This window comes from Haladaptatus sp. CMSO5 (assembly GCF_036689885.1).
In the GTDB taxonomy this organism is placed as follows: domain Archaea; phylum Halobacteriota; class Halobacteria; order Halobacteriales; family Halococcaceae; genus QDMS2.
Window position 1 is genome coordinate 971938 of sequence record NZ_JBAHVW010000001.1, and the last position, 24052, is coordinate 995989.

General features: G+C 60.1%; 25 protein-coding genes and 1 tRNA gene. 16 read left to right on the top strand and 10 right to left on the bottom strand.

Annotation, left to right across the window (positions count from 1 at the left end; genetic code table 11):
• Nucleotides 1–43 precede the first annotated feature (43 nt).
• From V5N12_RS05195 to V5N12_RS05205, 3 genes are read left to right on the top strand one after another with little or no spacing between them, the layout of a single operon-like run.
• On the top strand, nt 44–1540 hold the full coding sequence (locus tag V5N12_RS05195) for an alkaline phosphatase family protein (RefSeq protein WP_332898088.1): 1497 nt from the start codon (nt 44–46) through the stop codon (nt 1538–1540).
• Nucleotides 1541–4330, top strand: coding sequence for a hypothetical protein (locus V5N12_RS05200; protein ID WP_332898089.1), 2790 nt, complete (start codon nt 1541–1543; stop codon nt 4328–4330).
• Nucleotides 4327–6171, top strand: coding sequence for an alpha-(1->3)-arabinofuranosyltransferase domain-containing protein (locus V5N12_RS05205; protein WP_332898090.1), 1845 nt, complete (start codon nt 4327–4329; stop codon nt 6169–6171). The genes V5N12_RS05200 and V5N12_RS05205 overlap by 4 nt, the downstream gene beginning before the upstream one ends.
• 73 nt (nt 6172–6244) lie before the next feature.
• Here the strand turns inward: V5N12_RS05205 and ftsZ are convergent, their stop codons facing one another.
• The 3 genes from ftsZ to V5N12_RS05220 form a co-directional block, all read right to left on the bottom strand.
• A complete protein-coding gene (gene ftsZ / locus V5N12_RS05210; protein ID WP_332898091.1) occupies nt 6245–7417 on the bottom strand; it encodes a cell division protein FtsZ in 1173 nt (390 codons plus the stop codon).
• 2 nt (nt 7418–7419) lie between these two features.
• Nucleotides 7420–7599, bottom strand: a complete 180-nt coding sequence (locus tag V5N12_RS05215; RefSeq protein ID WP_332898092.1) for a ribbon-helix-helix domain-containing protein — start codon at nt 7597–7599, stop codon at nt 7420–7422.
• Nucleotides 7600–7805: 206 nt separating this feature from the next.
• Nucleotides 7806–8327 (bottom strand): double zinc ribbon domain-containing protein, encoded by a 522-nt coding sequence (locus tag V5N12_RS05220; RefSeq protein WP_332898093.1) that lies wholly within the window; start codon nt 8325–8327, stop codon nt 7806–7808.
• Nucleotides 8328–8466: 139 nt separating this feature from the next.
• Here V5N12_RS05220 and V5N12_RS05225 point away from each other — a divergent pair.
• A tRNA-Tyr gene (locus V5N12_RS05225) sits at nt 8467–8540 on the top strand.
• A gap of 260 nt (nt 8541–8800) precedes the next feature.
• On the opposite strand, the gene V5N12_RS05230 is transcribed toward V5N12_RS05225, so the two are convergent.
• The 4 genes from V5N12_RS05230 to V5N12_RS05245 all read right to left on the bottom strand — a co-directional run bounded on the left by V5N12_RS05230 (nt 8801) and on the right by V5N12_RS05245 (nt 13575).
• On the bottom strand, nt 8801–10120 hold the full coding sequence (locus tag V5N12_RS05230) for a S8 family peptidase (RefSeq protein WP_332898094.1): 1320 nt from the start codon (nt 10118–10120) through the stop codon (nt 8801–8803).
• Between the two features lie 132 nt (nt 10121–10252).
• Nucleotides 10253–10546 carry a PadR family transcriptional regulator gene (locus V5N12_RS05235; RefSeq protein WP_332898095.1) on the bottom strand — a complete coding sequence of 98 codons (294 nt, stop codon included), beginning with the start codon at nt 10544–10546 and terminating at the stop codon, nt 10253–10255.
• Nucleotides 10547–10661: 115 nt separating this feature from the next.
• Nucleotides 10662–12080: a sensor histidine kinase gene (locus tag V5N12_RS05240; protein WP_332898096.1), complete on the bottom strand. Its 1419-nt coding sequence runs from the start codon at nt 12078–12080 to the stop codon at nt 10662–10664.
• Entirely contained in the window at nt 12073–13575 is a 1503-nt protein-coding gene (locus V5N12_RS05245) for an ATPase domain-containing protein (RefSeq protein WP_332898097.1), read from the bottom strand. Before V5N12_RS05245 ends, V5N12_RS05240 begins: the two co-directional genes overlap by 8 nt.
• Nucleotides 13576–14008: 433 nt before the next feature.
• Here V5N12_RS05245 and V5N12_RS05250 point away from each other — a divergent pair, with 433 nt between their 5' ends.
• The 6 genes from V5N12_RS05250 to V5N12_RS05275 all read left to right on the top strand — a co-directional run bounded on the left by V5N12_RS05250 (nt 14009) and on the right by V5N12_RS05275 (nt 19980).
• A complete protein-coding gene (locus tag V5N12_RS05250) occupies nt 14009–14470 on the top strand; it encodes a hypothetical protein (protein ID WP_332898098.1) in 462 nt (153 codons plus the stop codon).
• Between the two features lie 91 nt (nt 14471–14561).
• Nucleotides 14562–15335: a nucleotide-binding protein gene (locus tag V5N12_RS05255; protein WP_332898099.1), complete on the top strand. Its 774-nt coding sequence runs from the start codon at nt 14562–14564 to the stop codon at nt 15333–15335.
• Complete coding sequence (locus tag V5N12_RS05260; protein ID WP_332898100.1) at nt 15332–15880, top strand: hypothetical protein; 549 nt, start codon at nt 15332–15334, stop codon at nt 15878–15880. Before V5N12_RS05255 ends, V5N12_RS05260 begins: the two co-directional genes overlap by 4 nt.
• 284 nt (nt 15881–16164) lie before the next feature.
• Entirely contained in the window at nt 16165–17169 is a 1005-nt protein-coding gene (locus tag V5N12_RS05265) for a lipid II:glycine glycyltransferase FemX (protein ID WP_332898101.1), read from the top strand.
• A 65-nt stretch (nt 17170–17234) separates the two neighbouring features.
• Complete coding sequence (locus V5N12_RS05270; protein WP_332898102.1) at nt 17235–18155, top strand: DUF7260 family protein; 921 nt, start codon at nt 17235–17237, stop codon at nt 18153–18155.
• A 496-nt stretch (nt 18156–18651) separates the two neighbouring features.
• Entirely contained in the window at nt 18652–19980 is a 1329-nt protein-coding gene (locus V5N12_RS05275; RefSeq protein ID WP_332898103.1) for a cytochrome P450, read from the top strand.
• Here the strand turns inward: V5N12_RS05275 and V5N12_RS05280 are convergent, their stop codons facing one another.
• Nucleotides 19981–20208 (bottom strand): helix-turn-helix domain-containing protein, encoded by a 228-nt coding sequence (locus tag V5N12_RS05280; RefSeq protein ID WP_332898104.1) that lies wholly within the window; start codon nt 20206–20208, stop codon nt 19981–19983.
• 148 nt (nt 20209–20356) lie between these two features.
• Between V5N12_RS05280 and V5N12_RS05285 the strand changes: the two genes are divergently transcribed.
• The 6 genes from V5N12_RS05285 (at nt 20357) to V5N12_RS05310 (ending at nt 23479) form a co-directional block, all read left to right on the top strand.
• Entirely contained in the window at nt 20357–20935 is a 579-nt protein-coding gene (locus tag V5N12_RS05285; RefSeq protein WP_332898105.1) for a DUF7139 domain-containing protein, read from the top strand.
• 54 nt (nt 20936–20989) lie between these two features.
• Nucleotides 20990–21532 carry a metal-dependent hydrolase gene (locus tag V5N12_RS05290; RefSeq protein ID WP_332898106.1) on the top strand — a complete coding sequence of 181 codons (543 nt, stop codon included), beginning with the start codon at nt 20990–20992 and terminating at the stop codon, nt 21530–21532.
• A gap of 48 nt (nt 21533–21580) precedes the next feature.
• Complete coding sequence (locus V5N12_RS05295) at nt 21581–22183, top strand: protein sorting system archaetidylserine decarboxylase (protein WP_332898107.1); 603 nt, start codon at nt 21581–21583, stop codon at nt 22181–22183.
• A 19-nt stretch (nt 22184–22202) separates the two neighbouring features.
• A complete protein-coding gene (locus tag V5N12_RS05300) occupies nt 22203–22490 on the top strand; it encodes a winged helix-turn-helix domain-containing protein (protein ID WP_332898108.1) in 288 nt (95 codons plus the stop codon).
• A 54-nt stretch (nt 22491–22544) separates the two neighbouring features.
• Entirely contained in the window at nt 22545–22847 is a 303-nt protein-coding gene (locus V5N12_RS05305; RefSeq protein WP_332898109.1) for a hypothetical protein, read from the top strand.
• Nucleotides 22848–22912: 65 nt separating this feature from the next.
• A complete protein-coding gene (locus tag V5N12_RS05310; protein WP_332898110.1) occupies nt 22913–23479 on the top strand; it encodes a COG4315 family predicted lipoprotein in 567 nt (188 codons plus the stop codon).
• A gap of 28 nt (nt 23480–23507) precedes the next feature.
• Here V5N12_RS05310 and V5N12_RS05315 read toward each other — a convergent pair whose 3' ends face one another.
• Nucleotides 23508–23657 (bottom strand): hypothetical protein, encoded by a 150-nt coding sequence (locus V5N12_RS05315; RefSeq protein ID WP_332898111.1) that lies wholly within the window; start codon nt 23655–23657, stop codon nt 23508–23510.
• Between the two features lie 35 nt (nt 23658–23692).
• Nucleotides 23693–24022, bottom strand: coding sequence for a HalOD1 output domain-containing protein (locus tag V5N12_RS05320; RefSeq protein WP_332898112.1), 330 nt, complete (start codon nt 24020–24022; stop codon nt 23693–23695).
• Between the last annotated feature and the right edge of the window lie 30 nt (nt 24023–24052).

Here is a 24052-nt window from a genome sequence, read left to right on the forward strand (position 1 = left end):
CAGCATCGCAAGAAAGCGCAGTCACCATCGCCGAGGTAACGCCATGAAGGTCTGCGTCATCGGGCTTGACGGCGCGACGTGGGACCTCCTCGACCCGTGGCTCGACGACCTGCCGACCATCAAGTCGTTCGCAGACGAACGCCGGACGGAACTCGACAGCTGTATCCCGCCGCTGTCGATGCCCGCGTGGAAGGTGTACTCGACGGGAATGAATCCGGGCGACCTCGGCGTGTTCACGTTCGTCGAACCCGACTTCGAAGACCAGCAGTTCAAGACGGTCACGAACGAGTCGTTCACCACGCGCGAAATCTGGGATTACCTCGGCGAGCACGGCCACCAAAGTGCTGTCATCAACATGCCGACGACGTACCCGCCGCGGGACATTGACGGCTGGATGATAAGCGGCCCCTTTTCGGGGAAACAGGAAGACTACACCTGGCCCGCCACCCTCGAACGCACGCTGAATCGCAACGAGTACACGATTCTTCCCGAATACTACCTCTCGCGTGACCCTGACGACATCGACGGGGCGGTTGCGTCGGTTGAGAAAAAACTCCAGACCGCACTCGGCTTCACCGAAAAAACTGATTTCATCCACATGACGCTGTACCTGACCGACACGGTGCAACACACCGAGTGGGACTCGCCCGTCGCAAAGGCGTTCTGGGAGGAAGTGGACGCGAAACTCGCGTGGTTCCTCGACCAACTCGACGAGGAGTGGAATGTGGTGCTCATGTCGGACCACGGGTTTGGCTACACGAAGGGGCGTTTTTACCTCAACACGTGGCTCGAAGAACAGGGCTACATTCACATCGACGACTCGGGGTTCGACCTCGGCGACCTCTTTGGCGTGGTCGGACTCGATTACGACCGCGCGCTCGCGCTCATGCAGAAGCTTCGCCTCTCCGGGTTCGTCCTCGATGTGCTCCCCGAAAGCTTCCTGCGGAAAGTCGCCCGGCAGATGCCCGGCAACCGCAAGTTAGAGGGCTTACAGGACAAAATCGACTGGGAGGCAGACGCCGTCGCCCTCGCACCGCTCATCTACACGCGCAACAAACAGATTGCGGACGAAATCCGCAGTAAGCTGCTCGAAGTCACCGACAGAGACGGCAAGCGCGTCATCGAGGAGGTGTACTACGGCGAGAACATCTACCCCGACGCGGACGTGCGCGTGCCAGACCTCGTCATCAAGCACACCGACTACGGCATCAGCGACATCGTGAAACCCGGCGTGCTGTTCGAGTACGACGGCAACTGGCGGCATCACAAAACGGCCCATCACCGCCGGAACGGTATCCTCACCGCGCGCGGGCCGGACGTTGAAGACGTGTCGTTTGACTCGCCCCGACTCTACGACATCGCCCCGACGATTCTCGACGGCTTCGGCATCGATATTCCGACGGAAATGCGTGGAGAAAGCACTGGTTTGCTTGGGAACAACGCCCAACGGAGAGACGTTCCTGTCGACCGCAACGTCGAACGGGTGGTCGAACACGACGCCCACGTAGAGCAGAAACTCAAAGACCTCGGATACCTGTAGATGTCGCTCGATAGCCCGATTTCACTCCCACGAAGCCTCGATGACAGCCGACTGCGCCACGGCCTGTGCTTTCTCGGCTTCCTCGCCATCTACGGTGTGCTCCTCCGTGGCATCACCCTCGGGAACCTGTACACGTTCGGGGATTTCGCCCCATTCTTTGGTATGGACGGACTCAGGAAGTTCACCACCGTCTGGGTCAATCAGGGGCTTGGCTACTCGTACATCTACCACGTCCTGCCCGCATATCTCGGGGCGATAACTGCCGTCGGTGGCGTCCTCGCACAGAACCTGCTGTTTTTCGCGTTCATCCCGGTGGGTTATCTCACCTTCCTCGTCTTTGGCCGACGGTTCGTCGAATCGATTCCGGCGCTCCACCTCGCCGCGTTCGTCTACGCAATCAACCCACTCACCATCGGCGAGTTCGTAAACGGCGGGGTCGCCGCGCTCATCGGCTTCGCGTTTCTCCCGTTGCTGTTGCACTACCTGTACGCCATCGTGGACGGCGATTCGTGGGAAGCGACGCTCAAAGCGGGCGCGGTGTTCGGCGCGACGACGGTCAGCCCGTGGCTCGGCTTCTGGATGGTCGCGCCGTTTGCGACGTACCTCGTCTACCGCGCACGATGGTCGCCACGCACCATCCTCAAACTCTGCGTGTCCGGTGTGCTTGGCGTGATTCTCTCACTGCCGAGCGTCCACCACATGCTCCAGCGCGCGCTCGGGTTCGACTCCGGCCAAAGCGTCCTCGAAAGCACGTTCATGTGGAACTACACGGAGGCGAGCGTCCTCGCTGTCGTCCGCCTCGCGGGGAATCACGGCGTGATGGCGATGAACCAACTCGGCTACAACGACGACCCCGCAATGTTGATTGGCTTGGTCATCCCCGGCATCGCGCTGCTCGCCATCCGCCAGCGCCGACTGACGGTGTATTACGCCATCGCGTCGCTCATCGTTTCGTTCATGGTGCTCACGAAGTACGGCTTCACGACGCCGCTGTTCGAGATGTTCCCGCCGATGTGGTCGCTCAGAAACCCGGTGAAACTCCAGTACCCACTCACCATCTGCATGAGCCTCCTGTTCGGCGCTGGCTTGGACACGGTGCTCGTCGGCCCGCGCGCGGAGCCACACCCGCTCGCTCAACCGTCTCGAACGACGCGGCCCGTGCTCACCGACGGTGGGACGCCTTCGCGGGCGAACGCCGTCGTCCTCGGCGTCGTCTTGCTCTCGCTGGTCGCCTACGCCGCACCCGCTGCGGGCGCACTCGGCCTTCAGGACGTTCGCGGCGATGATTACTACGTGCCCGACGAGCAGGCCGAACTCGCAGCCCAACTCGACGGAACCGTGATGTGGGTGCCCTACGGCTACACCTCACAGCTCCGCCTGCGCCACACCTACCCCGACCACGTCGGCCTCAAAAGCGGCGGCATCGCACAGGGGATTCAGAACGCGGGGTACGTCACGACGCTGTTCGAAAAGTTCGCCCGCGACCCCGAAGCGGTTCGACCACAACTCGCCAAACAGGGCGTGAAGTACGTCGTTGTCGAGTCCGACCCGCCCGGCGATATCGACCGCGGCCAGCCGCGCGTCGTCGAACGCTGGGGTGCGCCGTGGCTCTGGGGAAGTAGCGAGAACTACGACGAGCGACTCGCCGAAAGCGATGGCTACGACATAGCCTTCGAGACGGCCGACTACACCGTCTACCGCGTCGACGGCGCACGCGACGTGTCGCGCTTCGAAGAGTACGACGGCCTCCACCGCCTCTACTACCCAACATCGCGTGGCACCGTCGAAACGTACGGCGAAAACCGCATTGCGAACGGTGACTTTGATGACGACCTCGACGGCTGGTGGGTGTGGTCTGGGGAGAACGGCACCCAGTCGCGCATCATCGAGACTGACGACGGCGACCACGCAGTTGAGATGGTGACCGAGTCGGGCGACCCATACCCACTCGCCCAATCAACCACAGTCGAAGCCGACCAGCCCTATGAGTTGACGGTCGAAGGGGCCGGGAACGCGACCGTGTTCCTCTACTGGTACGACGGGAGTAAGTCCCAGGACAACCTCGTCGCCCGCGAGAGCCACCTGCTCAACGAATCGGCGACGACGGTTCTCGCACAGGGTGACACGCTCTCGGTGCGCATTCGACCTGACTCCCCACAAGTCACCGTCGAATCTGTCTCGCTCGAACGCGCGAGTTACCCGCGACAAACCGGGTTTACGACGAACGGCGGCGACATTCCCGGCGTCGTCGTTGACGGCTACGACGACAATCAGACGCTCGGCACAGCCGTCGCCGTTAATCTCAACAACTCGGAAGCCGACGCCGTCGGTGCGGATGTGGTCATCCGAGACGCAGAGACGGTTCTCGATGAGCAACTCGTTTACAACGAATCGTATCGTCAAGGCGCGGGTGTTCTTCTCGCAGAGGAGGACCTCGAAACCGTTGTTCCAGATGGCGCAACGGCTGTCACGTACAACCATCCCGATGGCGTCGTCCTCGACTACTGGCGGTTTGGCGCGTTCGACAACCGCTCGGTCACGGTGTTGGCCACCTCGTATGACGACCGGTGGGTCGGCCCCGCGGACGCAGAGCACTTCCACGCCTACGGCTGGGCGAACGGCTACGTGAACGCCGAACCCGACGAGATTCGGTGGACGGGTGGAGAACTCAGAACGTGGGTCGTTCGCATCTGGGCGGGCGCGTGGCTCGTTGTGTTGTCCGTGCTCGTCTCGAACGCGCTCAGAAAGCGGTGGCGCTCGCGCAAACAACCAGACCGATTAGGGTTATGAACGAGACACCCACTCGACGCGTCCGTGTCCGACTCGCGGTTCTCGTGTCCCACGACGCCTTCGCAGTGGGCTACTTTCTCCTGTTGAGCCTGCTCTTGTTCTACCCGCTGTTGGACTCCGGCTATCTCCTCACGCTGGATATGATTTTCGCGCCCACGGCTGACTACCTCCAGTTCGGGCTAACCACGAAGGGGCCGCTGTATTACGGCCGATTGCCGTTTCTCGCGGTGCTCGACGCCGCGGCGCTGGTCGCCCCCGACTGGCTCATCCAGAAGGTGATTCTCGTCTGCCTCCCAGTGTGTTGTGGCTGGAGCATGGTTCGCGCGTGTCGCGACCAGCCCCGTGTGGCCGCGCTGTTCGCGGGGACGCTCTACGCGTTCAATCCGTTCGTGTACGTCAGACTGCTCGCGGGCCACTGGTACTTCCTGATCGGCTATGCATTCGTCCCACTCGCCGTCGTCTCGCTCTCCCAGTATCTCGATGGCGGCAGACGGCGGACGCTCCTCGGTGCCGTCGGGTGGACGACGCTCGTGAGCGTGTTCGACCCGCACGCAACCGTTCTGGTTGCCGTGGCTGGCGGCTGTCTGTTCGTCACGCACGTAGTGAGCGTTCTCCGACATCACCAACACAGACCACTGCTCGTCCGTCGAATTGCGACGTTTGCTGCGGGTGCACTCCTCGTAAACGCCTACTGGCTCTTTCCTGCGCTCGCCGCGGGGGTGACTGGTGGAACCCGCCTCACAACCATCTCGGAGGTCGACCTCACCGTTTTCAGCGCAGGGGGGACGATCGTCGGAAACGTTCCCCTCTCCGTGTCGATGCTGTATGGCTTCTGGCGCGGCGGCTATCTGACGGCGTTTTCACTGCTGCCGTCGTGGGTGGTTTTCGGCCTATTCTGTGGGCTGCTGTATCTCGCCGTTCGTGGTGCGGTCACGGACAGCGATGACCCACTCGTGGGCGGGGTCGCCCTCTGTGGCGTCGTCGCCTTCGTGTTGAGTCTCGGCGTGAGCACGTCACTGTCTGACCCTCTGTTTCGCACGCTCGCGGACGTGCTTCCGCTGTTTCGCGGCATGCGCGATTCGCAAAAATTTGTCGGGCTGCTCTGTTTCGCCTACGCGTTCCTCGGGGGTCGCGGGGTCTCACACCTCCTCTCGCAGGGTGGGAAGCGAAGCGACACAGTCTCCTATCAACGTCGGACGCTCCCATCTCGGCACCGCGTTCTTCGTGCGGTGTGCATCTGTTTGGTGCTCGTCGCGCCACTCGCGTACGCCGCACCGATGTTCGGGGGCTTTTCGGGGCAAGTCGAGACTACGACGTACCCCGAGTCGTGGCACATCACCAACGACTACCTCGTCGGCGCGTCCGACGATTCGCGGACGCTCTTTCTCCCGTGGCACCAGTACATGGACTTCTCGTGGACTGGCCGTCGTATCGCGAATCCCGCACCCCTGTTTTTCGAAACACCGGTGGTTGCCTCTGAGAATCTCGAAGTCGGTGACGTTCGCTCGCGGGCGACCGACCCAACACACCGGGAGGTGGCGGCCATCCTTGAACACCCCGCGGACGAGGACGTTGGCGAACGCCTCGCGGCGGTCGGTGTCGAGTACGTTATTCTTGCCCACGAGGTGGACTATCGACGGTACGACGCACTCACAGACCACGAGGATTTCTCCGTTGCGGTCGCTTCATCGGGGCTTACGCTGTACAGAAATGACGCATACGTCCCCGGAGAGGCACCTCGTGCTGGCCCGCCGATTCCGCTCTGGCCGCTCGTGGTCGGAAGCGTCGTGTCCGTCGTCACCGCAATGCTGTTCGTGGTGACGCGACGAGAGCACTCCTAACGGAGTCACATTGCGGGTCGCTCGTCGTTCGAAAAAAATGAAAACCGGTGTTCTTGGAATGGGGTCCGACGTCTTACCGGATGACGTCGAGGCCGTTGTTGTTCTCGACTTCGTTCTGGCCGCCGTCTGACTGCGCACCGAACGTCTTGATGCCGTTGCCGTCATTGTCGTCGCCACCTTCGTTGAGTTTGGCGCGCGAGCGGTTGGCCTGTTTCTGCGTCGATGGGCCGAGGATTTGGGCGCTCTGGACGCCGGTCATGATTGCCATGACGCGAACCTTGCCCTTGTACTCCTCTTGGATGCGCGCGCCCCAGATGACGTTCGCTGAGGCGTCGAGCCGTTCAGTGATGTTCTGGGCGATGCCCTCTGCCTCTTTGAGTGTGAGGTCTGGGCCGCCAGTGATGTGGACGAGTCCACCCGATGCGCCGCGGTAGTCCACGTCGAGCAGCGGGTGGTTCATCGCGTCGCGCACCACTTCTTCAGTCTTGTTCTTGTCTTGGGTCTCACCAACGAGCATCACGGCGACGCCGCCTTGGTTCATGATGGCGGTCATGTCGGCGTAGTCAAGGTTGATGAGCGACGGCTGGGTAATCGTCTCCGAGATGCCCTTTACGGTTTCGGCGATAATCTGGTCCATGACCGAGAACGCCTTGCCGATTGGGAGGTTCGGGACGTAGTCGAGCAGGCGGTTGTTGTCGAGGACGATGATGGAGTCCGCGGCGTTGCGGAGCTTTTCAAGGCCCTCTTCTGCTTTCACCGTGCGGGCACGCTCGACGTTGAACGGTGTCGAGACCATGCCGACGACGATTGCGCCTTGCTCTTTTGCGATTTTGGCGACGACGGGTGCCGCACCGGTCCCCGTCCCGCCACCCATCCCTGCCGTGACGAACACGAGGTCTGCCTCGCCGAGCACTTCCTTGATGGTCCCCTGGGCCATCTCGGTTGCGCGTTCGCCCATCGATGGGTCGCCACCGGCACCAAGCCCCTGGGTCAGCGACTTGCCGACGAGAATCTTGGTGTCCGCCTCAATCATCTTGAGGTGTTGTTTGTCGGTGTTGATGGCGATTGTGTCTGCGCCCTCGACACCGATGTTGTACAGACGGTTGATGGTGTTGTTACCGGCACCACCCGCGCCGACGATGACGATTCGTGGGTCGCCAAACTCGTCACCAGTGGACGAGGCGTCGGACATCTTTCGCTGTTCTGCTTCCGAGTTTTCAAGCGCTGATTGAACGATGTCTTGCATTGTTAGACCCTCGCCCAGTTGCGCTTTTTGCTCGTGGGCTCGCGGCCCTCTGTCTGTTCGTTGAGCATCTCGCGGACTGCCGACCGAATGGCCTCACTGCGATTCGGGAACTCTCCCGTTTCGACCATTCGCTCAACTTCCTCGATCTGCTGCTTTGGAATCCGTAGTGTCACACGCTCCATGGTATATCCCCTTTGTAAGATGTACGTATGCAGGTCACCCGCATACTTGTCTTACACACCAAAACCGAGAGAGGTCGCACCGTTCCACCCCTACTTTGGCGGTCTGTAAGACAACCGTCTTACGCAGAAGTATGCACTAATTGAAGGGTTATAAATGTTGTGGCGATTGTAAGACACTCGCCCAAAAATTTGCTTTCGTCCGGCGTTTACGGTCGGTCAAGTACGTCCGCTGCCGGTGTCCGACGGCCACAGCTCGGGCAGAACGCCCAGTCTGAACGCACCTCATCGCCGCACTCACAGAACACGCGATGGGTCGCTTTTTCACCGCAGTTTGGACAGTACACGTGGTCGCCGTTGAGCGATTCACCACATTGGACACACGCGTTCTCCGGCTGTTCGCGGGGCGCTGACTCCGATGTCTTACGTACCGTCTCGCGAGCGCGTACCCCGTCGCCTTCGAGCGAGATGGTGACGTTTACGTCCTGTGCACGCTGACCGTGCGCGCCAAGGCGGGCGTCAATGAGCGTGTCGAGTCGTTCTGAGATGAGCGCGTCCACGCGCTCTGCGACGAGGGCGTCAAGGCTGTCGGCAGACGCCTCGGGTTCGGGCGTCGGACTCGCGTCGAGGTACTGCCTGAGCGCCTCGCGCATGACCTCGCTCTTCGAGGAGTCGAACTCCTCTAAGCGTCGAACGAGGTCATCGTCTGCCCGAAACGTGATTTTGCTCATCTCTGCAATCGTCTTACGGGTTGTCTCCCACGCATATTAACTTTCCTACCAGTCTGACGACTGTCGTCTGCCCGGCATCCGCACGCCGGGTGCGAATAATAATTCTTAAGTCGCACAATCGTCCTACGTTGTATTGTATCCGCTCTTAGCTCAGCCTGGTAGAGCAGTCGACTGTAGATCGACTGGTCCCCCGTTCAAATCGGGGAGAGCGGACTGAACTTCAACACCCGTGAGCGCAGCGAACCGGTGTTGAATGTGAGGGACTTCTCGACCCGATTTGTGCCTGTGAGTCGCAGCTCGTGAGCGAAGCGAACGAGACCGTCTCACTTCGTTCAAATCGGGGAGCGCGAATTCCTGTTCTCGCCACCTCTCAGCAGACACTCCGCGCTCGGGTCGAGAGTGACGACGAACAGACCAACATCGTTGAGAGACACACCCAACGGACGGTCAAAAACGCAGTTAGTAGTTCTTGTTCAGTCCAACACCGCAGCGAGCGGGTCGACGAACCCTGCGCCGTAGTACTCCTTGCCGTAGCCCTCTGGAACGCTTGCGGTGCGTTCGAGGACGTTGCGAACCTGACCGGCAGAGTAGTCTGGATTCACGCTTTTGACGAGTGCGGCGGCGGCAGCGACCTGCGGGGCGGCCATGCTCGTCCCGGCGAGCCACGAGTAGGTGTTTTGGATGCTAAAGGAGTCCGTGGCTTCGTCGTAGATCGGGAGGGCGTAGGTGTTGTACACGAGGTCGTAGAACCACGGGACGCCGGTGTCGATGGCGTCTACGTCCGCGTCGCCGCCGGGTGCGGCGAGGTCGACCGCGTTCGTACCGTAGTTGGTGTAGAACGCAGGCGAATCGAACGCCTCTCGCAGGCCGTCGTCACCCCACAGGTAGCCAACGGGGCCGGTCGCGCTGATGCTCATGACGTTTGCCGCCTCGTTTGGCAGGCTGATGGCGTTGCTGTCGTGTTGGAGGTCTGCGCCGTCGTTGCCCGACGACGCCACGATGAGCGTGCCGAGTTGGTTGCTCACGTAGGCGGTGGTTCGGTTGAGCACTTTCCCGTAGAACTGGCCGTTTGCGCTTCGAGAAACTGGGTACGCGCCGAGGCTCATGTTCGCCGCGTCACAGCCAATCTGTCCCGCGTACACGAGCGCGGCGAGGATGTCGCCGAAACTCGCGGAGGGGCCGGTCGAGAACACGCGACAGTCGATGATTTCGGTGGCCGGGGCGCTGCCGGTCACGCCTTCATCGTTCTGGTCGTTCGCGGCGATGATGCCCGCGACGTGCGTGCCGTGACCGCCACCGATGGCGCGACCTGCGCCGTAGCCGTCGCCGGTGAAGTTCCGCGAGAGGTCGGTGTTGACCGCATGTTGGAGGTCAGGGTGGTCTGCAGAGACGCCGGAGTCGATGACCGCAACGCGCGTGCCCTCACCGCGCGTCACGTCGTGGACGGCGGGGATGTTCTGTTCTTGCTTGTCCCACTGAATTGCGTAGCCGGGTTCGTCTACGGTTTCGGTCGCGCTCGCGGGAATGTCGAGTTCGTAAACGAGGTCGGGTGCAAAGGAGATACCGAGGGCAGCGACCGCCGACTTCGTTCCCGAGACAACGGCGTAGTCAAGGTCGCCTAGGTCGTGGACGACGCTTACAGCCGACGCGGCGAGCTGCTGGTCGCGCAGGTGTTTTGTTTCGACGATAAACCGGTTGGTTGACTCCGTAGCGGAAACGGTTGGACTGGCGGCAATCCCACCCACGAGAAGGCCACTCGCTTTGAGAAAACGACGACGAGAGTTGTTTACCATACACCTTACTGTCCTCACACGTTAATATATACCATTCTATAATTTAGATTGTTTAATCAAGTCTGAGACACAACGGAAAAAGACGTGTCTCAGTGGTACTGTTGGCTGAAAAGCGGGAGGAAGGTGGTGGTGTTACGCCGTCGCCTTGAGGACGTCGTCTAAGTACTGCTTTTCCCACTCTTTGCGCGCTTCGATTTCGCGGCGGCCGCGACGCGTGAGCGTGTAGAAGTTCGTCCGACGGTCGAGTTCGCCCTTTTCGACGAGGCCCTTGTCGACGAGGGTGTCGAGGTTCGGGTAGAGCCGCCCGTGGTGAATCTCCTTTTCGTAGTAAGATTCGAGTTCTTCTTTGATGGCGAGGCCATGCGGTTCGTCTTTGCCTGCAATCACGTACAACAGGTCACGCTGGAAACCAGTCAGGTCGTGCATTACTACACAGTATCACGTAGCCCTTCTTATCCCTAATGGCCGAATACGTGTTTCATTGACACATCTTCCCCCAATTATCTGTCTCAATCGATGCTGTGAGAACCAGCCGATGAAATTACGCAGACTGAATCCCCGAAATTTCGAATCGTGCCCCCCCAGACGCCCCCTCTCGAATCGAAATATCCCAGTCGTGCCCCTCAACGATTTGCTGTACGATTGACAACCCGAGTCCGGTTCCGTCAGCGGCGTCGGTGTACCCGGCTTCGAACACTTCGTCTCTGCGATTTAGGGGGATTCCCGGTCCGTCGTCTTCGACGTAAAACCCGGCCTCGTCTACGAGTGAGCCGACGCGAACTGCCACCGTCTCACCGCCGTGTTCGATGGCGTTTCGAAAGAGGTTCTCGAACAGTTCGTACAGCCGACCCTCATCAGCCAACAGCGTCGTGAAGTGGTCTACGTCCACGGTCAGCGTCGCCTCGTGTGACTCGACGTGCGACCACGCCGTTTCGACCGCCCGTCGAAGCGCGACTTCGTCCGGGTCGAGCACGGTCCGTCCCTGTTTTGCAAGCGTGAGCAACTCGTCTATCAACTGCTTCATTCGCTCGTGGGCACTCTCGACCGAATCGAGATGCTCCTCGCCGCCGACCTCCCGGGCGAGCGAGAGCTGTCCTATGGCGATGGCGAGTGGGTTTCGCAGGTCGTGGGCAATCGTATTGGCGAACGCTTCGAGCCGTTCGTTCTGGCGTTCGAGGTTCTCTTGTTTCTCGATTCGTTCCGTGATATCTCTGAAGATACCAATCCGCTCTGTTTCCATCCCGAGGTCGGTGATGCTGTCGGTGCGCACCTCCGTCACGAGTCGCGCGCCGCTTTCGGGTTCCCACTCGACCGTCATCGTGTCTGACTCCTCGCCAGTCATCTGTCGGTGGAATCGTTCCACAGACGCGGGAGGCGAGAGGTGGAGCGCCGAGATTGGCGCGCCCCTGACTGCCGACGCCTCGACGTCGAAGGTGGTGGTGAACGCGTTGTTCACCTCCGTCACGATTCCATCGGCCGTCCCGACGATAATGGGGTCTGGTGAGGCGTGGAACAACGTTTTGAACCGCTGTTCGCTCTGTTTTTTCTGCCGCGTGAGTTCGAGCGAAAGCGCGCGCCGGTCGAGGAGATTCTCGACACGAGCGGTGAGTGCGGTTTTGCTCACTGGACGCTGTATCACCTCGTCTACAACGTCTGTGACTGCAGGGGAGAGGTCGTCTGGCGAGTGCGTACCGGTGAGCAGCAAGTACGGCAGAAAGGTCGGTTCAGTCGCTTCCTTGTGTGCTTCGAGCTGCTCGCGATACCGTCGAAACGACCGCAGATCTACCAGACAGAGATCAAACGCCGGGTCGGAAAACGGGTCGTCTGCGTGCGTTTGGATGGCAACGTCAGAAAACTGGTTTGCGAGGAGCTCTCGATTCCGGTCGCTCTCTACGAGCAACAACAGCGTCGGCGTCGAGATGACGTCGCTGGCTATAGACGCCACTCGTTGTTCAGTCATTGCTCCGGTGCTCCGGTCTGACGTCCCATTCCGGAGAACCGCTGAGGATGCCGCGCAAGTCTGTGAGCGGGTCTCCAACGGTGATACCGTACTTCGTAATCTCGAATTCGCGAAGCGTTCGCTCGAAGTTACTGGTGCGCATCTTCAACACGCCGATGACCTTCCGCATCTCCCCTTCGAACTCGAGGTGTCGGAAGAAGACGATGTTATCTGCGAGATAGCTGATGCCGACGTTCGTCGCCTGGAACTCTCCGGTCACGCTCGCCACCTCATCGATGAGGATGACGGTCACGCCCATGTTTTTCAGGTACTTGTTGAGCGAATGCAGGTGCGTGATGAGTTCGTCTTCCTCGCCCTGAAGGCTGAGTTTGTAGCCAGCCACCCCATCTATCATGACAATGTCCGTGCCCTCGACTTCGACCTCGTGACGAACTCGTTCTGCGAACTCCTGTGGCGAGACTTTGAGCGGCTCTATCTCTTCGACTTTGAGCGACCCCCGCTCACACATCTTCGTGACGGGTGTGTTGATGGCTTCAGAGCGCTGTTTGAACGTCGCTTCTGATTCTTCAAAGAGGTAGATGACCGACCGTTCGCCCCGGCCTGCGGCCTCTTTCATAAACTGCGTGCCCGTCGTTGTTTTCCCGACGCCCGTCGGGCCGCTAATCACGGTGACTGTGCCGCGATTCAACCCGCCGTAGAGCAGTTCGTCCACTTCGGGAATCCCCGCCGAAATCTTCTCATCGACGAACGACTTGTCGTGGCTCTCCGGGTTAATTTCGGGGTAGACGGTGAGTCCGTCTGAATCCAGTCGCACCGAGTGATTCCCATTTCTGACGGACGACCCGCGAAACTTCGGGACGCTAATTCGGCGTCCAGTCGAGGTGTAACCGAGTTCGATGGTTCCATCGCTCATGAACTGGAGGTCTTCATCGGGTGCATTCTCCGTCGCTTGTGTCGTAAACAGGACGGTTGCACCGTACTCACTGAGAAGGCGCATGAACGACAGTGCCTGTTTCCGGAACTGGTACTCGTCGGTCGAGAGGTAGCGAAGCTGGGTAATCGGGTCGACGAACACACGGTCTGGTTCGAGTTCTTCGACGCGGTCTGTTATCGCCTCGACCATCGGGTCACGCTCGACTTCGCTCGACTCGAAAATATCGTAGCCTTGGTCGTCTGCGAAGAACTTTGAGTTCGGACTTAAATCGAGAAAGTTGATGCCCTCTACATCGAAGCCAAGCCCGGCTGCGTTCTGGGCGATGTCTTCGGTCGTCTCCTCAAGATTGATGAACAGGGTGGTTTCATCGTTTTCGACGCCCTGTGTGAGGAAGTGAAGGCCAAGGATTGTTTTTCCCGTTCCCGGGTCACCGCGAACGAGATAGCTTCGCTCCGTGATGAGCCCGCCGTTGAGGATGTGGTCGAGGCGATCTATGCCGGTCGAAATGCGTGTTGCGTGCGTGCGGTTCTTCTGTGGGCCAGGGTCTGAATCATGCGTCATGGTTGGCAGAGGCGGGTGTTGGTTGCGAATGGGGGCGGTTTCAAATACCCATTTCGGCCGTCGAGCGGCCGGTAGCACGTTTTCTGGCGCGGGCTGCCAGCGTTCGCGTCACGGGCGAAACCCGTCGGTGGTCTGTCACCTCAGAAAAGTTCTATAACTAATACAGATAGTATGGCTGTAAAAATGTTCTGGTCAGCTGTCCTAACCGACGTTTCCGCGTGCCACGCGAAGATCACAGTGTATTTGCTATCGTACTATGTGGTTTACCCGTCAGCAAGGCGCACCACTTTTTCGAGCTTTGTGGAGGTTCTTTCACCACGTGTCTCTCTCGAAAATCGCCTCGCCGTTAGCTTATCTCAGTAATATGACTGCGTTGTTGTAACTCGAATATCATTCCCAAAACATCTATGATACTTCAGAGAGTGGTAGTGTTGTGAACGTGGTCATTCTTGCTGAAGCTTCGGTCAGTAATGCCGTAGCCGAGGCACTCGCTGACCACACCGTCCACCGCATTTCGTCGGTCGATGCAGCCAGCAACGTGGCCGCCCCGGACGTGTTTTTCGCCTCGCTTTCGATTCCGGGTGTCACGGCGTTTGCGTCCACAGTGGACATCCCACTCATTGCAATTGCCAACGACGACACCCCACGCGATGAGTTCAGTGCCGTCCTTTCACAGCCACACGACCCCGAGGCCGTGCGCGCTGCTTTCGCTTGTGCCGAACGCGTCATTGACTATCAACGCGCCGTAGACGAACTCTACACGCTGTGTCGGGCGCGCGCAAAGGGTGACGCGGTGTCTTCGCGCGAACTCTGCGAAGCACGCTCGTCTGCGCGCGAACGCCTCCAAGCGGTCAACCGAAGCGGAATCCCGCCGCTCAAACAGTTGCTTCGGTGAGCCACGCGAACTCGCCACGCCAGTCGAACGCTGTCTTGACCTGTCCGCAAACTGCGAACTTTTATTCACCATACCGTCACAAGTAGGGCTAATGGTCGAGGCGTTTGCCGTCGCAAGCGGAAAAGGCGGGACGGGAAAGACGACGAGTACGTTGGCCCTCGGGATGGCGCTTGCCACCGAGTACGACGTCACGGTTGTTGACGCAGACACGGGGATGGCGAATCTCTTGTTCCACGCCGGACTCGCGGATGTCGACACCACGCTTCACGACGTGTTGTTGAGCGACGACCCCGCGCCCGTCTCTGCTGCCGTCTACGAACAGTTCGGGATGAAAGTCGTCCCCTGTGGCACGAGCCTCACTGATTTCAAGGCCGCAGACCCCGCCCGCCTCAGACACGCCGTCGCGGAACTCGCCGCTGACACGGACGTGCTCTTGCTCGACTCACCTGCCGCCCTCGACAGCAAGAGCGCTGTCCTGCCAATCGTGCTCGCAGACCGCATCATCGTCGTACTCGAACCGACGATTCCGGCGCTCTCTGACGCCCTCAAGGTCCAAGAGTACGCTCGGTCGTACAACACGGGCACGGCAGGCGTCCTGTTCAACAAGGTGCGCGACGAAGCGGGCATCGACCGCATCACCGAGCAGGCAGAACGCTACTTCGACGGGCCGACGCTCGCCACCGTCCCCGCGAGCGAACACGCCCGCGCCGCGCGACGCGCCGGAAAGCCACTGCTCGCCCACGCGCCGGAGTCGACGGCGGCCGACGCCTACCGCACCGCCGCAGCAACCATCGACGTGCGGGCGGGCGAGTCGGGCACGGTGGCAGACCGCTTTCGCAGTGCGGTGATTCCAAAATCGCCATGAAACTGCCCCGAGGCACGCTCGAAAAATCGCGCGTCGTCCCGAGCCCCGGAGCCACGTTCGAGACGGCGCTCTCCCGCGAACTCACCGGCTACGCCGTCCTCGTCCCACAGGACTCGCTGTTGCTCGACGAGGACGGCCGCGGTGTGGTGACCTTCGAGGCAGGCATTCCAATGCTTGCCTACCACACAGGGACAGACCGCGGCGGCCCGGCTGCGCTTGCCGATCTCGCCGTCCCGGGCCCCTACAGCGTCTCGCTGTTTTCGCTCAGCAGCGAGACGCTTGCAGCCGTCCACGAAAACGAGGCGCTGACCGTCCCACCGGGGATGCCCGCAGAGCGTCTCGCAGGCGACGCAGATCTCGCGGCGAGAACGAGAGTCGCTGCGCCGCAGGCCCGTCTCACTGCGTCGTCGGAGGAAGCAGACGAACCGGGTGCCGTGGAGGCGTTTCTCGCAGACGAGGCGAAAATCGAGGCTATCCAGCAACAGGCACGTGCAGAGGCCACCGCTCGCGCAGAAGAGTGGGGATTAACTGACCACACAGAATAATCGACAGCCACCCTCCCGCATCACCCACTTCGTACCGAGAATCCGCGCGAACCAACTTGGCGCATGAATTGCGTCTAACGCTCAGTTAATTTCTGGAGTCTCATAGCAGCGTCCGAATATTGTGCAATCAGGACGGGTTCCCAACTACTAATAAAATTTATCGTAATAACTGACTGTATAGGGTATCTGTCCTCCTAACAATGTAACTGATATGAGACTGACTCTAGCATGGGCTCGCAACCTGTGCAGTTGACCTCTCGCTCCCGTCGGGCTGGAGGGCCGCCATGACTGTCACCATCTCACTCGCGGATGTGGCAGATCAACAGCGTTGGAACAACTACGTCGCCGCGTCTCCACAAGGAACGTTCTTCCACCAACTCGAAGTTCTGGACGTACTTGCGACCCACTCCCAGACAGACCTTACACTGCTCATCGGAAAGAAGGGAAACGAGGTAGTTGGATTGCTCCCGATGTTTGTCACGTCGAAATTTGGCATCAACGTTGCTTTCTCGCCACCTCCGCGACTCAAAGTTCCGTATCTTGGTTCGCTGTTACTCAACAGCGATGACCTGCGCCAACGAACCTTCGAGGACCGCCACGAGGAGTTTGTCGAAGGCTGTTTCGACTACTTACACGACACCGTTCGGCCTCGGTACTTCAATATTCGAAGCACTGTTGGGTACCCAGACGTTCGGCCGTACCTCTGGCAGGATTTTGAGATACTGCCCCGATATACGTATCAGGTTGACCTCACGCCCGGAATCGAAGAATTGTTCGCACAGTTCAGTAGTGACGCACGATACAACATCCGCAAAGCCACGAACCAGGGAATCTCAGTCGAGATTGGTGGCGTGGAAGCCATCAAACGTATCATCGCGCAGGTGAGCGAGCGCCACCACGCCCAAGGCAAATCCTTTCCTGTCAACGCTTCCCTCGTCACCGACCTTTACAACCGGTTGCCTGCGGGCAGCGTTCTCCCATACGAAGCCTATCTAAATGGTACGTATGTGGGTGGAAACATTGTCGTTTCCTTTGGCAATACCGTCTGTGCGTGGTTCGGCGGCGTGGCTCCTGAAGTCGATGTACCGGTAAACGAGTGCCTCGATTGGCGAATTATCACGGACGCGACGAACGATGGGATGGAGTTGTATGATTTTCTCGGAGCAAATGTCCGACGAATCAACCGATACAAAGCGAAATTCAATCCCGAATTGCGGCCGTATTTTAACATTGAGCGAGCAAGCCCCGAGATGGCAGTGGTTGCTGGCGTGTACAAACTCCTCTCGTGACCCTCTCAAAAACCATTTTCGCGGACATAATCATTATGCACTCGTAGACCGTGACATACATCAACATGGTTTCGATGGGGGCGACCGCAAGCGCGGTCTACACACGCAGTCCGCAGATGGAGGGGGCAGATTGGTGCCAGGCATTCGAGTGTGCTGGCGCGGCGCAGTTGAGCGAGTTGTATCTCTACGTCGGCGTTGGACTGTTCACACTCGCGCTCGTCGCCACCGTCCTCTATCTCGGGCAAGCACGGAGTATCTGCACCACCGAGGTGTCGCGTACCCGCGCAGAACGCGATGCCTACGCGCGATTCCTTCGGCGCATAACGGGCATCAGCGCCTCGCAGGTGATGACGCAGGTGCAAACCGGCGGGATGACGGTCGCAAACGTGCAGACTGCAGACCAGTCGATAAAGGAGGTGCGAGAGGCGTTCGAACAGACGGTGATGGCGGTTCCACACTTCGCAGAGGAGTACGACGAGCCACTCGAAGTCCACATGGCACTCGAGTTCGGCGACGAACTCGCCCGGGCGGTGAGCCACGGCACACAGCTCACCCCACAGCTCAAACAGGCGCTCATCCAGCAAGCCGAGTTCGCGTGCACCCAGCGCGACGCGATGCTTGGGACGCTCGATACGGAACTCGAAGACCTCGAAGCAGCGACCACCTTGCTCGCCAACGTAGAAACCGAACTCGATGACGTGACCGCAGAGCCACTCTACAGGCGGTCGTACGCAGACCTCCACGCGGCGTGGGAACGCCTTGGCGACCTCGAGCGGAACATCAAATCGTTGCTCACCGAGCGCCAAAAGGAGATGCAGTCGGGGATTCAATTCGGGATTCGCCGCACCGACAGCGGCAAGTTCCACGACTATCTCTACCAGTCGTTAGACGTGTCCTATCCCGTGCTCGCAGACGGGGCGAACACGGTAGACCGCCTTCGGGATATCCGCCACGACATCCTCGATATGCTGACGCGGCGGGTCTAAGAAGTGGACTGTGTTCTGTTTTCTCGGCGGAATCAGATTTCATTGAACAGAACGAATTCAGATACGACTACAATTGACAGACTGGATTTTTGGCGGCTGTAACGCTCAATTCGCACGGATTCGCAGACTCCAGAGAACGCCAAAAACGCCGATAGAGACACTGAACAACGACCCATAGTGCACCACGTCTGTGAAGGAATCCTCGCACTCAACAACTTGAGAGGGGTCATCGTCATAGGTGTCGTGACACGTCTGGATGTTCTGCTGGTTCCCCGCTCCGACGATAAGCCCACCACCGAGTAGCAGGAGGGACAGAACTATCCAGATGGCACGACGATTCATATCAACAATCGAACTACTATTACACCCACCTTGGAAAATGCTTTGTGGTAACTATTCTACATATCGCGTCGATTCCCCTGAGTTTCCTCACTCAGCGTAACTGTCGCCGACTCACCCGAGAAAGAGTGATGCGGTTTCTTCGCCTATCTGAGCCATGTCTCTCGTCGAAACGCCCACGAGACGGCCGCCCGGGCCGACTGGCTTTCCGATGGTTGGAAACGGCCTCCAGTTCGGCCACGACCCACTCGGCTACATGACGCACGCAGCACGTTCCTACGGCGATATCGTCTATCTGGAGTTCGGCAGACGCCCCTTCTACCAGTTGAACCACCCCGACTACATCAAGTACGTCCTCGTCGAGAACAACCAGAATTACCTCAAAGGCGACTTGTTCCAGTACCAACTCCGACTGCTCGGGCAGGGTTTGCTGAACAGCGAAGGCGCGACTTGGCGCGAACAGCGCCACCGTCTCGAACCGGCGTTCCATCCGACGCGAATCGCGGCGTTCGCGGAGACGATGACCGCCTACACCGCCCGCCTCACCGACGAGTGGCGAGACGGCGAGGTGCGCGACATCCACGACGACATGATGCGCCTCACCTTGGAAATCGTCGCGGACGCCCTGTTCTCGGTGGATATTCGCAAGGAGTCAGTCGAAATCGGTGCGGCACTCGAAACCGTGATGGAACAGTTCCGTCGCTCCTCGAGACTCCCGGTTGAAGTTCCCGACTGGGTTCCGACGCCCGGCAACATCGAGTTTCACCGCGCGGCGAAGGCGCTCGACGCCGTCGTGGCAAACATCATCCGCGAGCGACAGGCAGGTGAGCGAGACGGCGCAGACGACGTGGTGTCGCGCCTCCTCGACGCCGGGGTTCCCGCAGACAACCTCCGCGACGAGGTGTTGACGCTCGTACTCGCTGGCCACGAGACGACGGCGCTCGCGCTCTCGTATTCGTTCGACCTTCTCACCCGCAATCCTGCCGTGCTCGCTGCTCTCCACGCCGAACTCGACGAACTGGAGGGCCAGCCCCCGACGATGGCGGACATTCCCCACATGAAACTCACCGACCGGGTGTTGAAAGAGTCGATGCGCCTCTATCCGCCGGTGTACGGCCTGCTGCGCGAACCCATCGCGGCCGACGAAATCGGCGGCTACCCCATCCCGCCGGGTGCGACCATCGGGATGCACCAGTGGGTGCTCCACCGCGACCCGCGCTTTTTCCCCGACCCGCGAAGCTTCCGGCCCGACCGATGGACGACGGCCTTCGAACAGCAGCTTCCGGCGTTCGCCTACTTCCCCTTCGGGGGTGGCCCGCGCCGGTGTATCGGTGACCGCTTTGCCATGCTCGAAGCGAAGTTCGTGCTGGCGACGATTCTCCAGCGCTTCGACGTGGAAGCCGTGTCGGACCGCCCGCTGAAACTCGACCCGGCGATTACACTGCGGCCAAAAAATGGCGTTTCGGTGCGGGTGACGCGGCGGTAATCAGGCGAGGAATCGGTAGTCACCACCCTCGTGTTCGACGTAGCCCCGCCGAATGAGTTTTCGGAGAATCGGGTAGAGTGCGATTTTGGCCATGTCGAGTGCCTCGTGGAGGTCGTCGATGGTAGCCTCCCGTTCGGTTCGCAAGTAGAGGTAGATGAGCTTTGCGCGTGGCGAGGCGAGGTCTGGCGGGAGTATTTCTGTCGTGGCTGTCGCGTGCTTCGAATGCATTGTCACCACTGACAGTTCGACAATAATAAAGACTCTCTACAACAATCGTCGAAATATTGTGCTGGGAACCGTCGGTGGCTGTGCTCACGGCGGCCGTCATACGTCCGTCTGACGTGTCATTATTGTCGTTCCGCCGGTAGGGAATGGCATGGAGAGTATCGCAGACGCCTACAGCAAGCGAGAACGTCCCGAGCGCGACCCGCGCCGGGTGCTCGCTGGTGGGCTGTTTCTCGTCCTTGGGACCGCCGGACTCATCTCCGCGATTGCCATGGCGACGACGGGCCTCTTCGAGACCCTTGGGCTGAGCGTGTTCGGCGCGCGAAAACTCGCCGGGGTGCTCGCTGGCGTCGCTATCCCAGCCATTTTACTCGGTATCGTGATTGCGCTCCCAACCGAGAAAGCCGCTCTGCGTGGTGTTCTTGGCGGGAGTTTGCTCGCGCTTATTGGCGTCGCCATTTTCCAGTTCGCCTATCCCTACTGGTGGAGCGGCGCGACGACGGGGAATCCAGACCTCACCTTGCTCGTCGTCGGGACGTACTTCCTCGGGACAATCGTCGCCTTCGCCTACGTGTTCGTCGCCGTCGCCACGTTCAAAACCCGCAACACGCCCGGTGATAAAGTGACCGTCGAAATCACGACCGAAGGCGAGACCCGCACGATTGAAGTCCACCGCTCTGAGGTCGCGGAGACGATTTCTGCCACCAACCGCTCGCACTCGAACAACTGACCGGACGAACGGCTTTCTTTCTCGCTCCCGTACCCGGAGTAGACTCCGTCGATGATGACGACAACGCACATCGCAGTCGGCATGACCCTCGCCTACGGACTCGTGGCGCTGTTCCCCGAGTTTACACCCGTCGTCCTCGGCGTCGCCATTGTCGCGAGCATCTTCCCCGACCTCGACGTGCTGTTCGAGCACCGAAAGACGCTCCATTTCCCCGTCTACTACGCGCTCGTCGCCCTCCCCGCCGCCGTGGTCGCCGCCGTTTGGCCCTCAACGCTCTCGGTTGGCGTGTTCACCTTCCTGTTGTTCGCGTGGGTCCACTCGGTGTCAGACATCTTCGGCGGTGGCGCAGAGGCCCGCCCGTGGGAAGTCGAGTCGCGACGTGCGGTGTACGTCCACTTCACGAAGCGCTGGCTTCCACCCGACAGAGGCGTCAGATACGACGGCTCGCCCGAAGACCTCGCGCTCGTGGTGGCGTTTTCGGTGCCCGCCTTCGTTCTCTCCGACGGCCCGCTGTTCTACCTGCTCTGCGTAAACCTCGCGCTGTCGGTCGTCTACACGGTGTTCAGAAAGCAGGTTCCCGATTTCGACCTCTCGTGAGCATCACGGATGCGAGGCTTTGATACGACGCCCGAACAAGCGAGAGTTATGTCCACCGGACTCGCTCCAGACGGCCTCAAATTCGCGGTAATCGCGTTCTTGGCTGGCCTCGCGGCGACGATTTTCTCCCCGATTGGCGCGCTGTTTGGCTTTCTCCTCTCCGGGTCTGTGTTGCTGTTCTACCGCGACCCCGACCGCGAGATAACCACTGAGGGTGTCGCCGCCCCCGCAGACGGCAAGGTGTCGGTCATCCGCCGCGAGGGCGACCAACTCCGCGTTGGCACCTACATGAGCGCCCGCGACGTCCACGTAAACCGCGCCCCGCTCGCGGGCACGGTGCAGAACGTCACGCACAAACCCGGCGGCTACAAGCTCGCCTTCTCGAAAGAGTCGGACAACAACGAACAGCTTCACATCGAATTCGAAGAGTTCACCGTCGTGCTCATCGCCGGCTGGTTCGCCCGGCGCATCCATCCCTACGTCGAAGCCGGTGATGAGGTCGAAAAAGGCGACCGTATCGGCCACATCTCCTTCGGAAGTCGCGCCGACGTGCTTCTCCCACCCGACATCACCGAAGACATGCTGGCGGTCGAAGAAGGCGACCGCGTGTACGCGGGCACCTCGATGCTCGCCCACGGGTTTAAGGAGTAATCAGCAGAACACACCGTAGATGGAGGGCGTTCTCTGGTACGTGCTTGCGAGTTCACGAGGCGGCCCGACGCGGGTTCGCATCCTCAAAGCACTCAAGCAGCGTCCACAGAACGCAAACCAACTTGCAACGGCGCTTGAGTTAGACTACACGACGATTCGACACCACCTCGACGTGCTGATGAAGAACAACGTCGTTCGTCGCACGGACGACGACTACGCGGCCGTCTACCTGTTCACCGACCAGCTCAAATCGAACTGGGACGTCGTAGAAGAGGTGCTCGCGGTCGTTGACCGGGAGGACCCATGAGTTCGGACGAATTTTGGACAGCACATATAGCGACGACACACCAACGAGGAACTGATGAGTAGCCTGCTCGACGCAGCACGCGTTGTCGCCGCCGTAAACGTGCTCTTGCTCGTAGCGCTTGGCTCGGTCTGGCTGCGCAACTTCCGCGCCCACGGGGCACGGCACACGAAAGGCCTGCTCGTGTTCGCCGCCTTCTTGCTCGTCGAGAACCTCCTGTGGCTCTACTTCTACGTGTTCCACCCCGCCTTTATCGGCTGGTTCGAGAACGCCGGCACCGACGTGCAAGTCGGTATGACACTGCTCTGTGGGCTGGAACTCGTCGCGCTTGCCTACCTCACACGCATCACCGTCGAGTGAAGCTTGGACGAATTTTGGATGAAGTTCGGACAACGCTCATAGCGCGGTCGCTCGCCGTTCTAGATATGGCCATTTCACGACGCCTGTTTCTCGCCGTGACCGCCTCTGCAAGCCTCGCGGGCTGCCTTGGCGGCTCTGGCGGCGAGACAACCGAGACGACAACGACGGCGTCCACGACCGAGGCGACGACCACGGACGCAGAAATGACAACCACCGAAGGCGGGATGGACGGGGCCACCGTGCAGGTCACGTCCCACCCCGACCTCGGCGACATTCTCGTTGGCCCGGACGGACGCACCCTCTACATGTTCGACCGGGACACCGAAGGCGACCCGATGAGCACCTGCAGTGGGGGCTGTGCGTCGACGTGGCCGCCGCTTACTGTCACCGACTCGCCCACGAAAACGGACGACGTGTCCGCAGCACTCACCACCTTCGAGCGAGACGACGGCTCGATGCAGGTGGCTGCGGGTGGCTGGCCGCTCTACTACTTCGCCCCTGATGAGAACCCCGGTGACGCGAAAGGGCAGGGTGTAAACGACATCTGGTGGGTGCTCAGACCCGATGGGACGCCGGTCAGAGAGATGGAGACCGCGACCACGGAAAATGGCCAGAGCTACTACGCGTTCTGACCATCCGACTGCAAAACTGCTTGGTTCGTTACTGCTCGAGCGGGACGTATTTGGTCGAAAGCAGCCATGCGTCCGTCATCGACGGGTCTTCGATGACCGCGACGGAGCGGAATTCGTCTTCGTATTCGGTGTAGATGAGGTCGGAGTCGTCAGTTTTCTGCGGTTGTTTGTAGTCCATGATGGGTGGTGTGTTGTGGGGTGGTCAAGTGGCGATTAGTCGCTAAGGCCAGTGTACGAAGAGACGCCGCTGGCTGGGTCTGCCTGCTTTGGTTCGAGAGAAATATCGACCGCGTCTGTGGCCGTGACTTCGATTGTGGCGACGACCTCTTCGAGTGGAACGGTCACCGTTCCTTCTCGTCGGCCGCCGACGCGCGTCGTTCGAAAGAGCGAATCGAGTGCTTCGGGGTCAACGTAGTCGAACACGCACACGTGCAATTCGTGTGGCTCGACTGCGTGCCAGTCTGCGAGCGCTTCGACGAGTAACTCGCTCACTGGCCGCGTAAATGCCCCCTCGTTCCCGTTCATCCGAAGCGTTTCGTACATCTTCGAACATTCATGGGTTTTAGACTTCCT

What these genes read in the sequence shown, in the direction of transcription:
- V5N12_RS05255 (WP_332898099.1), top strand. Translation starts at nt 14,562, where the DNA reads ATGGTCGAGGCGTTTGCCGTCGCAAGCGGAAAAGGCGGGACGGGAAAG.
- V5N12_RS05275 (WP_332898103.1), top strand. Translation starts at nt 18,652, where the DNA reads ATGTCTCTCGTCGAAACGCCCACGAGACGGCCGCCCGGGCCGACTGGC.
- V5N12_RS05235 (WP_332898095.1), bottom strand. Translation starts at nt 10,546, where the DNA reads ATGCACGACCTGACTGGTTTCCAGCGTGACCTGTTGTACGTGATTGCA.
- V5N12_RS05240 (WP_332898096.1), bottom strand. Translation starts at nt 12,080, where the DNA reads ATGACTGAACAACGAGTGGCGTCTATAGCCAGCGACGTCATCTCGACG.
- V5N12_RS05295 (WP_332898107.1), top strand. Translation starts at nt 21,581, where the DNA reads ATGTCCACCGGACTCGCTCCAGACGGCCTCAAATTCGCGGTAATCGCG.
- V5N12_RS05245 (WP_332898097.1), bottom strand. Translation starts at nt 13,575, where the DNA reads ATGACGCATGATTCAGACCCTGGCCCACAGAAGAACCGCACGCACGCA.
- V5N12_RS05315 (WP_332898111.1), bottom strand. Translation starts at nt 23,657, where the DNA reads ATGGACTACAAACAACCGCAGAAAACTGACGACTCCGACCTCATCTAC.
- V5N12_RS05285 (WP_332898105.1), top strand. Translation starts at nt 20,357, where the DNA reads ATGGAGAGTATCGCAGACGCCTACAGCAAGCGAGAACGTCCCGAGCGC.
- V5N12_RS05230 (WP_332898094.1), bottom strand. Translation starts at nt 10,120, where the DNA reads ATGGTAAACAACTCTCGTCGTCGTTTTCTCAAAGCGAGTGGCCTTCTC.
- V5N12_RS05320 (WP_332898112.1), bottom strand. Translation starts at nt 24,022, where the DNA reads ATGTACGAAACGCTTCGGATGAACGGGAACGAGGGGGCATTTACGCGG.
- ftsZ (WP_332898091.1), bottom strand. Translation starts at nt 7,417, where the DNA reads ATGCAAGACATCGTTCAATCAGCGCTTGAAAACTCGGAAGCAGAACAG.
- V5N12_RS05205 (WP_332898090.1), top strand. Translation starts at nt 4,327, where the DNA reads ATGAACGAGACACCCACTCGACGCGTCCGTGTCCGACTCGCGGTTCTC.
- V5N12_RS05195 (WP_332898088.1), top strand. Translation starts at nt 44, where the DNA reads ATGAAGGTCTGCGTCATCGGGCTTGACGGCGCGACGTGGGACCTCCTC.
- V5N12_RS05200 (WP_332898089.1), top strand. Translation starts at nt 1,541, where the DNA reads ATGTCGCTCGATAGCCCGATTTCACTCCCACGAAGCCTCGATGACAGC.
- V5N12_RS05215 (WP_332898092.1), bottom strand. Translation starts at nt 7,599, where the DNA reads ATGGAGCGTGTGACACTACGGATTCCAAAGCAGCAGATCGAGGAAGTT.
- V5N12_RS05265 (WP_332898101.1), top strand. Translation starts at nt 16,165, where the DNA reads ATGACTGTCACCATCTCACTCGCGGATGTGGCAGATCAACAGCGTTGG.
- V5N12_RS05310 (WP_332898110.1), top strand. Translation starts at nt 22,913, where the DNA reads ATGGCCATTTCACGACGCCTGTTTCTCGCCGTGACCGCCTCTGCAAGC.
- V5N12_RS05270 (WP_332898102.1), top strand. Translation starts at nt 17,235, where the DNA reads ATGGTTTCGATGGGGGCGACCGCAAGCGCGGTCTACACACGCAGTCCG.
- V5N12_RS05280 (WP_332898104.1), bottom strand. Translation starts at nt 20,208, where the DNA reads ATGCATTCGAAGCACGCGACAGCCACGACAGAAATACTCCCGCCAGAC.
- V5N12_RS05300 (WP_332898108.1), top strand. Translation starts at nt 22,203, where the DNA reads ATGGAGGGCGTTCTCTGGTACGTGCTTGCGAGTTCACGAGGCGGCCCG.
- V5N12_RS05305 (WP_332898109.1), top strand. Translation starts at nt 22,545, where the DNA reads ATGAGTAGCCTGCTCGACGCAGCACGCGTTGTCGCCGCCGTAAACGTG.
- V5N12_RS05260 (WP_332898100.1), top strand. Translation starts at nt 15,332, where the DNA reads ATGAAACTGCCCCGAGGCACGCTCGAAAAATCGCGCGTCGTCCCGAGC.
- V5N12_RS05290 (WP_332898106.1), top strand. Translation starts at nt 20,990, where the DNA reads ATGACGACAACGCACATCGCAGTCGGCATGACCCTCGCCTACGGACTC.
- V5N12_RS05220 (WP_332898093.1), bottom strand. Translation starts at nt 8,327, where the DNA reads ATGAGCAAAATCACGTTTCGGGCAGACGATGACCTCGTTCGACGCTTA.